Origin of the sequence: Sulfuricaulis sp. (genome assembly GCF_049587675.1) — a bacterium.
GTDB lineage: Bacteria > Pseudomonadota > Gammaproteobacteria > Acidiferrobacterales > Sulfurifustaceae > Sulfuricaulis.
On record NZ_JBAVEJ010000318.1, the window covers coordinates 1 to 10544 of the forward strand.

Annotated in this window: 13 protein-coding genes; 3 read left to right on the forward strand and 10 right to left on the reverse strand. The window is 60.8% G+C overall.

Annotated elements, in window-relative coordinates; genetic code table 11:
- The coding region (locus WB402_RS15895) for a metal ABC transporter permease (RefSeq protein WP_424209603.1) at positions 1–414 on the forward strand (414 nt) is incomplete at its 5' end.
- 24 nt (positions 415–438) lie between these two features.
- Here WB402_RS15895 and fur read toward each other — a convergent pair.
- Positions 439–894 carry a ferric iron uptake transcriptional regulator gene (gene fur, locus WB402_RS15900; protein WP_424209605.1) on the reverse strand — a complete coding sequence of 152 codons (456 nt, stop codon included), beginning with the start codon at positions 892–894 and terminating at the stop codon, positions 439–441.
- Between the two features lie 103 nt (positions 895–997).
- On the opposite strand from fur, the gene WB402_RS15905 reads away from it, so the two are divergent.
- Complete coding sequence (locus WB402_RS15905; RefSeq protein WP_424209607.1) at positions 998–1402, forward strand: outer membrane protein assembly factor BamE; 405 nt, start codon at positions 998–1000, stop codon at positions 1400–1402.
- Here the strand turns inward: WB402_RS15905 and WB402_RS15910 are convergent.
- The 3 genes from WB402_RS15910 to WB402_RS15920 are packed head-to-tail and all read right to left on the reverse strand — an operon-like array spanning position 1397 to position 3548.
- Positions 1397–1696 carry an RnfH family protein gene (locus tag WB402_RS15910; protein ID WP_424209609.1) on the reverse strand — a complete coding sequence of 100 codons (300 nt, stop codon included), beginning with the start codon at positions 1694–1696 and terminating at the stop codon, positions 1397–1399. The genes WB402_RS15905 and WB402_RS15910 overlap by 6 nt on opposite strands.
- A complete protein-coding gene (locus WB402_RS15915; RefSeq protein WP_424209610.1) occupies positions 1693–2133 on the reverse strand; it encodes a type II toxin-antitoxin system RatA family toxin in 441 nt (146 codons plus the stop codon). The genes WB402_RS15910 and WB402_RS15915 overlap by 4 nt, the downstream gene beginning before the upstream one ends.
- Positions 2130–3548, reverse strand: a complete 1419-nt coding sequence (locus WB402_RS15920; RefSeq protein ID WP_424209612.1) for a sodium-dependent transporter — start codon at positions 3546–3548, stop codon at positions 2130–2132. The genes WB402_RS15915 and WB402_RS15920 overlap by 4 nt, the downstream gene beginning before the upstream one ends.
- A 192-nt stretch (positions 3549–3740) precedes the next feature.
- Between WB402_RS15920 and smpB the strand changes: the two genes are divergently transcribed.
- Positions 3741–4214: an SsrA-binding protein SmpB gene (smpB, locus tag WB402_RS15925; protein ID WP_424209614.1), complete on the forward strand. Its 474-nt coding sequence runs from the start codon at positions 3741–3743 to the stop codon at positions 4212–4214.
- A 49-nt stretch (positions 4215–4263) separates the two neighbouring features.
- Here smpB and WB402_RS15930 read toward each other — a convergent pair whose 3' ends face one another.
- Genes WB402_RS15930 through WB402_RS15955 form a run of 6 tightly spaced genes read right to left on the reverse strand, consistent with a single transcriptional unit; the run spans position 4264 to position 10466 of the window.
- Positions 4264–5367, reverse strand: a complete 1104-nt coding sequence (locus WB402_RS15930) for an ABC transporter permease (RefSeq protein ID WP_424209616.1) — start codon at positions 5365–5367, stop codon at positions 4264–4266.
- Positions 5364–6479, reverse strand: coding sequence for an ABC transporter permease (locus tag WB402_RS15935; RefSeq protein WP_424209618.1), 1116 nt, complete (start codon positions 6477–6479; stop codon positions 5364–5366). The genes WB402_RS15930 and WB402_RS15935 overlap by 4 nt, the downstream gene beginning before the upstream one ends.
- Positions 6476–7399 (reverse strand): ATP-binding cassette domain-containing protein, encoded by a 924-nt coding sequence (locus WB402_RS15940; protein WP_424209620.1) that lies wholly within the window; start codon positions 7397–7399, stop codon positions 6476–6478. Before WB402_RS15940 ends, WB402_RS15935 begins: the two co-directional genes overlap by 4 nt.
- Positions 7396–8130: an ABC transporter ATP-binding protein gene (locus WB402_RS15945; protein ID WP_424209622.1), complete on the reverse strand. Its 735-nt coding sequence runs from the start codon at positions 8128–8130 to the stop codon at positions 7396–7398. Before WB402_RS15945 ends, WB402_RS15940 begins: the two co-directional genes overlap by 4 nt.
- Positions 8127–8879 (reverse strand): efflux RND transporter periplasmic adaptor subunit, encoded by a 753-nt coding sequence (locus WB402_RS15950; protein ID WP_424209624.1) that lies wholly within the window; start codon positions 8877–8879, stop codon positions 8127–8129. The genes WB402_RS15945 and WB402_RS15950 overlap by 4 nt, the downstream gene beginning before the upstream one ends.
- 36 nt (positions 8880–8915) lie before the next feature.
- Positions 8916–10466: an efflux transporter outer membrane subunit gene (locus WB402_RS15955; protein WP_424209625.1), complete on the reverse strand. Its 1551-nt coding sequence runs from the start codon at positions 10464–10466 to the stop codon at positions 8916–8918.
- Between the last annotated feature and the right edge of the window lie 78 nt (positions 10467–10544).

Consider the following 10544-nt stretch of genomic DNA (forward strand, 5'->3'; position numbering starts at 1 on the left):
GGCGAACATCTGAAAGACCTGCTCGTCGGACAGATTCTGTGGGTGAGTTACCGCCAGCTGCTGCCGGTCGCGCTGCTCACAGCCGTCATCCTCGCGCTCTGGTTCGGAGCCGGCAAGCGCATCGGGCGCATGGGGTTCTACGCGATGTTCGCGTTCGCGGTAACGGCATCGGTGCAACTGGTCGGCGTGTATCTCGTGTTCGCCAGCCTGATCATCCCGGCGCTGGCGAGCCGTTTTCACGTAGCGCGCCGGCGACTCGTCATCGGCTATACCGTCGGCGTGCTGGGCTATGCCATTGGGCTGGCGCTGTCGGCGGTGCTCGATCTGCCCTCGGGCGCGGTGGTGGTCTGGGCCCTGGCGGCCTGCGGGATCGTGTTCGCCTGGGCCATGGGCGGCAAGGTGAAGCGGAGTTGAGAAGTCGGGCGTCGGCGAAGAGAATTATTTCTTCGAGCACTTCCCGTGCTTCTTCATGCCGTCGCACACGCCGTAGAGATACAGCGAGTGATCGTCGATATGAAAACCGGCCTTCTCGGCGATTTTGTGCTGGCGGTCCTCGATCGCGGTATCGTAAAACTCGAAGACCTTGCCGCACTCGAGACACACCATGTGATCGTGATGGCTGCCCTGATTGATTTCGAAGACGGAGCGCCCGCCCTCGAAGTTATGCCGGATCACCAGACCCGCGGCTTCGAACTGGGTGAGCACGCGGTAGACCGTCGCCAACCCGACCTCTTCGCCTATTTTCAGGAGTTCCTTGTAAACCTCCTCGGCGGACATGTGTGGATGCCCGGTCGCTTCAAGAATATTCAGAATCTTGAGGCGCGGCAATGTCGCCTTGAGCCCGGCCTTCTTGAGCTCGGCACCGCCGGTATTGCTATTGCGCGTGGTGTTCATGCACGTCATCCCTTCCAGGTCCGCGCCGTGAGTATACCCGGAAAAGCCTTCTGGGTTATCATCGCGCCAGTGTAAATCACCCCACGGATTGAGTTCCAAAACCATGCGTCAAGTGCTTTTTGCGGCAATTCTTGCGTTACTGCTTTCCGGATGCCTATCGGTCTACAAGGTTGAAGTCCAGCAGGGCAATGTCATCACGCAGGAAATGATCGACAAGCTGAGACCCGGTATGACCCCCAGCCAGGTGCGCTTCGTCATGGGAACACCGCTCATCACCGATCCTTTTCATCCGAATCGTTGGGATTATTACTATTATCTGCGACGCTCCAACGAGACTGCTGGTGAAAGCCAGCGTGTAACGGTAATTTTCAAGAATGATTTATTGATCACGGTGCAAAGCGATACGCAGATCAAGTCCGGCAATCCGGCGACCAAGGAATCCACCGCCAAACCAGCACCCGGCAACGCACCGGCGAAGTCCGACGTCACCCGCTTGCGCGTGTTATAGTTTTTTTCCACCACGCGCAGCTCGCTTCCGCCGCGCCTCCTTCGGGTCGGCCACCAACGGCCGGTAAATCTCCACGCGATCACCGTCGTGCACCGCATCCTGCAGACGTGCGATCACGCCGAATATGCCCACGCGCTGACGTGTCAGGTCAATCTCCGGAAATTTTGCGAGCATGCCCGATGTGCGGATGACTTCCTCCACCGTCGCGCCGGGACGCACGGACACTTCGATTATTTCCTGGCGGACGGGCGTGGCGTAGACGATTTCCACGCGCCAAGTTTGTTCCGCGCTCATGCCGGCTTGCCGTACAACTCCGTCGCACGCCGGTGAAAGCGATCCACCAGCTGGTTCACGATGTTCGAGAATACCGGCGTCAGTGCCAGGCCCACGATCCGGTTCGCGACATCGAATTCCAGGTCGAGGGAAATCTTGCAGGACTGCTCGTCCAGCGCCTTGAACTGCCAGAAGCCCTGCAAATAGCTGAACGGTCCTTCGAGCAGCTGTATCTCCATCATCTTGTCACGCTGCAACAGATTGCGCGTGGAGAAGGTCCGGTGCACGCCGCTGTAGGCGATGTCGATGGCTGCGATCACTTCATCGCCCTGGGCAGAGTTGATGCGCGCTCCGCCGCACCACGGCAGAAATTTCGGATAGGAAGGAATGTCCGCCACCAGCTCGAACATCTGGTGCGCGCTGTACGGAACGATCGCCGAACGGTGAATCGTGGTCATGCAAACAGATCGGGAAGATTGAACAGCACGAACAGCAACAGCGCCGGAATCACCAGACGCATCAACCACAACCACGCGGGAAAAAGCCATGACGGCCGCACGTGCAACACTTCGCGCGTGTTCTCGGGTTTGAGCACCCAGCCGACAAACAGCGCAATGAGAATGCCGGAAACGGGCAGCAATATCTGCGCGGTCACGATCTGCATGACATCGAAAAATCCCATTTTCTTGACGATACCGAGAAACTTGAACGAAAACGCCCAGTTATTCAACGAGAGAATCGTCACCACCCCGAGTGCCCAAGCACCGATACCGCACAATAGCGCGGAATTCCGCAAGCTCATGCCGAAGCGCTCGCTCAGCCACACCATGACCGGCTCCCCGAGCGAGATCGCCGAGGTCCACGCGGCGAGCACCAGCAGTGCGAGATACAGCGTGACGAACACGCGGCCAAAGGGGAGATGGTCGAACGCCAGCGGCAGCGACTGGAACACGAGGCTCGGACCGGAGGTCAGCGCCACGCCGCCGGCGGACAGCACGGAAAACACCACGAGACTGACGGCCAGGGAGGTGAACGTGTCGATGCCGACGACATAGAGTGACAGCCGCGGAATCCTGGCCTCGACGTTGAGATAGGCGCCGTACATCAGCATCGCGCCGGCTCCCAGCCCGAGGCTGAAAAAAGCATGGCTCATGGCCGCGAGCACACCCGCGCCCGACAGCCGGGTAAAGTCCGGCAGGAACAACATGCTGGCGGCGTGCGCGAAGGCGTCCGTGGTCGCTGCGTAACCCGTCAGAACCAGCAGCATGGTCAGCAGCAGCGGCATGACGTAACGCGCTAGCGCCTCGAGACCATGGTGCACACCGCGGCTGACCATGATCATGGTCATACTCATGAACAATGTGTGCCAGAAAAGCTGCTTCTCGGGATCCTTCACGAGTTGCGCGAACTGGGCGCCCATCCCGTCCTCCGTCAGGCCGACAAAGACGCCGGATGCCGCGCGCAAGGTATAGGCAATCACCCAACCGGCGATGACGCTGAGATAGGAAAGAATCAGGAACACGCTGAGCACGCCCATCGCGCCCACCACGATCCACAGGCGATTGCCGCGCACGCGCCGCGCCAGGAACCGGAACGTCGCGACTGGCGACGCGCGTCCGCTGCGGCCCAGCATGTACTCCGCCATGAGCAGCGGCAGGCCGATGATCAGCAGGCACAGCAGATAAACGATCAGGAACGCCCCACCGCCGTACTGCGCGGCCAGCTGCGGGAACTGCCAGAAATTGTTGAAACCAATCGCCGCGCCGCCGGCCGCCAGCACGAATATGCCCGGTGAGGACCAGCGTTCGTGCACGGTTTTCCTGCCACTGCGCAAGGGATCGCGACGCGCCGGATGTTTGTGGGTCGGAATCATCGTTTCTTCGTCACCGGAACAGTGCTGGCTTTCTCTCGCACGGGGCGAGAATGTGGCATACTCAACGCAGGGCGTCCACCGACAAACCGATTCACACGCATCCTCACGATGCCGATTCCTTATATTAAGCATAGGCCATGGCCGGCGATCAATTTCCGCGCCATGTCTATCCCGATGTCAGCTTGATCGCCGATGACCAAGAAAAAAGAAACCTCGCACGGTCCCGTCATCGCCCAGAACCGCAAGGCCTGGCACGATTATTTCATCGAGCAGAAGTTCGAGGCCGGGCTCGTGCTTCAGGGCTGGGAGGTCAAGTGTCTGCGCGCCGGACGCGCGCAGCTCAAGGAAGGCTATGTCGTGATCGAGCACAACGAGGCGTTTCTGGTAGGCACGCACTTTTCGCCGCTGACCTCGACCTCGACACATATCAAGGCGAATCCCACGCGTACCCGCAAACTGCTGCTGCACCGCGAGGAACTGAACAAGCTGATCGGCGCCACCGAGCGCAAGGGCTACACCCTCATCCCGCTGCAGCTCTACTGGCAACGCGGCCGCGCCAAGCTGGAAATCGGCCTCGCCAAGGGTAAACAGGCGCACGACAAGCGCGCCGACATCAAGAAGCGCGAATCCGACCGCGAAATGCAGCGGGTGCTTAAAGCCCGATGATTGGCGGAGATCAGTCCTTCGTCGACGGTTGATACAGCCCGATGTTTTGTTATTGCAGTGTGGTGTGGAAGCGTTTGAAGCTGATGAACACGGAAACCACCGCCATGACGACTAGCACCCCTACGTGCAGCACCACGAAATCAGCCTCGCCACCCTTAAGCATGATGTTGCGTAGCAATGCAAGAAAATGCGACAAAGGATCGGCATAGGAAATCCATTTCATAACAAGCGGCATGTTCTCGAGCGGAAACATGAGCCCCGAGAGCAGGATCGCCGGAAACAGGAACAGGAACCCGCCGAGCATGGACTGCTGCTGGTTGCGCGCAAAGGTCGAGATCAGCGTCCCGATGGCGACCATCGTGCAGACGAATGCGAACGATGCAATCAGCAAAACCAGCAGGGAACCGCGCATCGGCACGCCGAACCCAAACACCGCCACCGCCAGGATCAGGGGCACGGTGGCCATGCCAAGCACCACGTAAGGAATCGTCTTGCCGTAGACCACCTCCAACGCCGTGACCGGCGCCGAAATCAGCATCTCGAACGTGCCCAGTTCCTTTTCGCGCGTAATCGACATACTGGTCAAGACCATCGGCATCATGCACAGCAGAATGCACATGACCCCCGGCACCATGAAATACGAGGTGTCGAGCGTCGGATTGTACAGCACACGCACGTCGAACTGGACCGGCAACTCGGGTGGTTCGACCTTGAGGTCGTCCTGGACAACACGGATTACGATATTTTTCACGTAACCTTCGATAGATTGCGCCTGGATCACGTTTGTGGCGTTGACCAGCAATTGCAGGTCGGCAGTGCCGCGCCCAAGCGCACGCGTGAGTCCGCCCGGGGGCGGTATCAACGCGGCGTCGATCTTGCCGGCGCGCAGCAGCTCGAAGGGATCGGCGTTGCGGTCGTCGATGCCCGGCAGGAACCACTTGCTCGCCACAGCGTGCTCGTAGACGTGCTGCAGGACCGTGTCGCGCGAATCGATCTGTGCCCAGAGCCGGATGTTTTTGACGTCGTTCGAGAGTGCGACCCCGAACAACGTGAGCTGGATGATCGGTGCGACGAACAGCAATAGTCGCATGCGCGGGTCGCGCAGTGCCTGCTTGAATTCCTTGCGCAGAAAACCGCCGAGCGTCGGGTTCATGGCTCAAGGTCCTTTTTGAATTTGCGGGTCGCCGCAATGACCATGATCGCGCACAGGATGCCGAGTGCCGCAAACGCGGTGCCCATTTCGTTCAGCGTCGAGCCCTTGAGATAAGTCTCGCGCGTGATGACCATGAACCAGCGCGCCGGCAGAATCATGGTGAAATACCGGAAAAACGCCGGCATGCTCTCGATCGGGAAGATAAACCCCGAAAGCAGTTGCGCCGGGACCAGTCCGGTGATGATCGCCACTTGCATGGCGATCAGCTGATTGCGCATGACCACGGAGATCAGTAGCCCCTGCGCCAGACACGCGGCGAGGAACAGCACGCTACCAGCGCCGAACGTGATCAGGCTGCCCTCGAACGGAACACCGAAAACGGTCCGCGACATGATGTAAGTAAACGCCACCGCCATGATGCCGAGCCCCGCGTAGGGCGTGAGCTTGCCCACAATAATCTCGAGCGGCTCGACCGGCGTGGACAGCAACAGCTCCATCGAGCCATCCTCCCATTCACGCGCCACCGTGAGCGCCGTAAGCAGCACGGAAAGAATTGATATCACGACCACCGCCAGGCCCGGCACCGCGAACCAGCGGCTGTTGAGCTCGGAATTGAAGAGGAAACGGGTTTTGATGTTGACCGGGTCGGGTGGATCGAACCCGCCGATGCGGCGCGAGACGATGGTCTGAATCGCCCCCACGTAGCCGAGGATCGGGCCCACGGTCGAATTGTCGGACCCGTCGAGCAGCACCTGGGCGTGCGCCGTGCGGCCTGCGTAGAGGTCTTTCTCGAAATCCGCCGGAACGATGAGCGCCGCGCGGTCATGGTCGCCCGTCAGTGCGCGCTGAGCGGCGTCCGGCGACGCCACATGATCGACGATGAAATAGCCGGAACTGCCGAAAGTGTCGGCGAGCTGGCGCGACGAGCGGCTGTGATCCGCGTCGAACATCGCGACGTGGATGTCCTTGACGTTGAACTCGATCGCGAACCCGAACATGAAGACCATGAACACCGGCAGACCGAGTGCCAACATGAGCGTGAACGGGTCGCGCATTACATGATACACCTCCTTGCGCGCGACCGCAGCGGCTCGACTCCAGCGGTAGCTCATCGGTTGGCGCCCTCCACGATCCGGATGAAAACGTCTTCGAGCGTCGGGGAAATTTCGCGGACCTGAAAGTCCCGTTCGAGCCGGGATTTCAGCTGCGCTGCCGCACTTTCGCGGAACGCGGCATGGAAGCGCAATCCGTAAGCCTCGAAATATTCTATCTCCGGATCGCGGCGCAGCTTATCGAGCAGCGCGAAATCGGACTTGCCGCGCGGATCGAGCTCGTACAGCTGCCCCGGGAAAACCTGCTTTTTGAGTGCCGCGGGCGTGTCGAGCGCCACGATCCGCCCGGTGCGCATCAGCGCAATGCGATCGCACTGCTCGGCCTCGTCCATGTAGTGCGTTGTCACAAAAATCGTCTTGTGCTGCGCCGCGAGGTCGCGGATCAGCGCCCAGAAGCGCGCCCGCGCTGCCGGCGTCACGCCCGTGGTGGGTTCGTCGAGAAACACGATTTCGGGATCGTGCAGCATCGAGGCCGCCAGCGAGACCTGCTGCTTGATGCCGCCGGGCAGGTCCTTGACGAACGAGGTCAACGGCCGCTTGAAAGAAATGAAATTCAGGATGAAATCGCGGCGTTTCATGAAAGTCTTGGGGTCGAGCTTACGCAGGCTGGCAATGAATGACAGGTTTTCCTCGACGGTGAGATCGTTGTACAGGGTGAATTTCTGCGACATGTAACCGACCTTGCGCTTGATGGCCATTTCGCCGGTGTCAAATCCGACGCCGCCAACCGAAATCTCTCCCGAGGTCGGCGGCAACAAACCGCACAGCACCCGGATCGTCGTCGTCTTGCCGGCGCCGTTGGCACCGAGGAATCCGAAAACCTCGCCGCGCTTCACCGTGAAGCTGATGTTATCCACCGCCGTGAAGTCGCCGAACTTCACTGTGAGCTTGGAAACGGCGACCGCAGGGATGTCGTTCACGACGCGGCCTCCGCGTGTTTGAGGAACAGCTCGTCGAACGTACGCACATGTTCGTGCGCGAGCAGCTCGCGCGGCTCGCCCTCGGCAACCACCCGGCCCGATTCCAGCAGATGCACCAGCGAGCAGCGCTCGGCCTCATCCATGTACGCGGTCGCCACCAGAATTAATATTTGCCGGTCGGCCAGGCGGTACAGCAGTTCCCAGAATTCGCGCCGACTGATCGGATCGACGCCGTTGGTGGGCTCATCCAGCAGCATGATCTCGGGGGAGCGCAGCAGTGCGCACATGAGGCCCAGCTTCTTGTACATCCCACCCGACAGTTGCGCCGCAGCGCGGTCCACGAACTCACTCAGACGGGTGATCTCGAGCAACTCCTCGCGCCGCTGCCGGAATTCATCCCGCGGGATCTGGTAAAGCGCACGGAAGAATTCCAGGTGCTCGTCGATGGAGAGATCCGGATACAGGCTCTGCTGCTGCGGCATGTAGGCCATCCGCGGGCGCACTGCTTCGAATGCAAGTGGCGCGCCGTCTTCGAGGTATTCGATACTGCCCGTATCGGGCTTGAGCAGCCCGAGCAAGGTGCGCATTAATGTGGTTTTGCCGGCGCCTTCCGGCCCGATAATGCCGTGCATCTTCCCCACGGGAAATTCTAGCGAAACACCGGCGAGTGCCTGGTTCGGTCCGAGCTTCTTACGGACGTCATTGACGCGGATGGAAAACTGACCGGTCATTGCTTCGCGTTTGGCAATTCCACTTCGATGGTCATGCCGGGCTTGAGAATCTCCTCGGCATTGACGTCGCGGAAACTCACCTTGATGCCGAAGACGAGACGTTCCCGCTCGGCCTGGGTCTGCACGTTCTTCGGTGTGAACTCGGCCTCATCGTTGATCTTCAGTATCGTGCCGTCAAACTCCCGGTTGCCGAGCTCCGGCAGATAACCCTTGAGTTTCATCCCTGGAGAGAGCTGCGCGATTTTGGGCTGAGGAACGTAAATGTAGGCCCAGATGTCGCGGATATCAGCGAGTGTGACGATCTTGGTCCCCGGCCCCACCCACTCCCCGGGTTCGTGATAGCGGCTCAACACCGTGCCTTCGATCGGCGATGCGATGGAACACCACGCGAGCCTGACGTCGGCGTCGTCCTTCTGCCTGCGTACCTGATCCATGGTTTCGTCGCTGACGGAACCGATCTTCGAGAGCTTGCGGCTGCGATCGTAGTTGTCATGCGCCAGGCGCGCGGCGATCTTGTAGTCCTCGCACGCGAGGGTGACGAGCAGTTCACCCTCCTTGACCCGGTCTCCCTCGTGTACACGAACTTGTTCTATGGCGGCGGCCAGGCGAGCGGACAGGTCGACTTTGGTGGCTTCCAGCGTGCCGGCGTAACGAAACGGTTTTTCCAGGATAAAGAACGTCGTGGCGGCGACGCCGATCACGATCGCAGCGACGGCGGGGATAATGGCTTTCTTGGGAGGTCTTTTCATGGATCGGTTTTCCTTTCTTTAAATGAAGACACTCATCTACTTCCCCTCTCCCTCAAGGGGAGAAGGAGGCGAGCCGTTGCGGCCTTCGGTCGCCGGTTCATCGGGTTGGGCGTTATCCGGCGCCGGGCGGTTCCACCAACCGCCGCCGAGTGCTTGAAACAGCGCCGCGGTATCCGCGTAGCGCAAGGCTTGGGATTGAACCAGACTGATGCGTGCCTGCTGGTATTGACGCTGGGCGTTGAGCAGGGACAGATAATTCGCCGCCCCGAGCGAGAATTCCTTGTGCGTCAGGTCGAGCGTGTCGCGCGCGACCGCATCGGCCTCGGTTTGCGCCTGTAGCGTGCGCGCGTCCACGTCGAGCGCGCGCAGCGTGTCGGCCACGTTTTGAAACGCGTGCAATACGGTGTCGCGATACTGCGCGGTGGCTTGGTCGTAGGCCGCGATCGCGGCCCGTCGCCGGGCCGTGAGCTCACCTCCGTGGAACAGCGGCTGCAGCAACGACCCGCCCACGCTCCAGATGCCAGTGGTGGAACCGAACAAGTCGGCCGTACTGTTTGCCAGCGAACCGTAACTGCCGGACAGCGTGATCCGAGGATAAAGATTGGCAGTGGCGACGCCGACCTGCGCGCTCGCCTGATGCAGCAGCGCCTCGGCGGCGCGGATATCCGGCCGCTGCCGGACCAGCGCCGACGGCAGGCTCACCGGGAGTTGCTGCGGCAGTTCCAGCGTTTCCAGCGTGAATTCGGGCAGGCTGGCCTCGCTCGGCAGCTTGCCCGCCAGCACCGCCAGCTGATGGCGTGTCTGCGCCAGCTCCTTTTCCAGCGGCAGCAAGATGGCTCGGACCTGCATCAGCTGGGCACGCTGGGCAAGCACGTCGGTGCGCTTCGCCCCGCCCAGCTTGAACTGGGTTTCCGTGATACCGAGTTCCTTCTGCTGCAGCGCTTCGATCTCCTGGAGCGCCTGCATTTGCGCGCGCAGCGAGGCTTCCAGGATGGCGGCGGTGACGATATTGGCGGTGAGCGCGAGATGCGCGCCTTCAAGCTGAAAGCTCTGGTAGTCGACCAGCGCCTGCATCGCCTCGAGCTCGCGCCGCCAGCCGCTGCCGGCGTCGAAGGTATAGGAGACCCCGACCGACGCGTTGTAGAGATTGAAAGTCGTGGACGGCACTTGCGGTTGTCCGATCGCCGCGAACGAAAACCGTTGACGTTCCGCGGAAAGCTTTACGTCCACGCTCGGCGAGACGACGCCGACTTCGGCGCGCAGGTTTTCCTGCGCCTGGCGCAACTTCGCCTGCGCCGCCGCGAGCGTCGGGCTGTCCGCCAGAGCCTGACGGATCAGGCGATCGAGCGGTTCGGAATGGAACAATGTCCACCACTGGGCCGGAATCTCTCCTCCCGTCATGAAACGCTGCACCGCCCCGGCGCGGCTCGGGGTCGATGCGGTTTCCTCCGGCATCGCCGTCGGGGTATAGGAATTTGTCTTGGGTGCTTCGGGTTCGCTGAAATCAGGTCCGACCGCGCACCCCACGACGGCCAACGCGATCAGAGCGGGTGCGATCAGGATTCCAGATCTGATAAGGCAATTCATGTTATTCGTATTCGATGCCTGTGCCGCGTTAAAAGAATCTTACCGATGCATGTTCCGGGATGATTTCTGCCCAGCGCC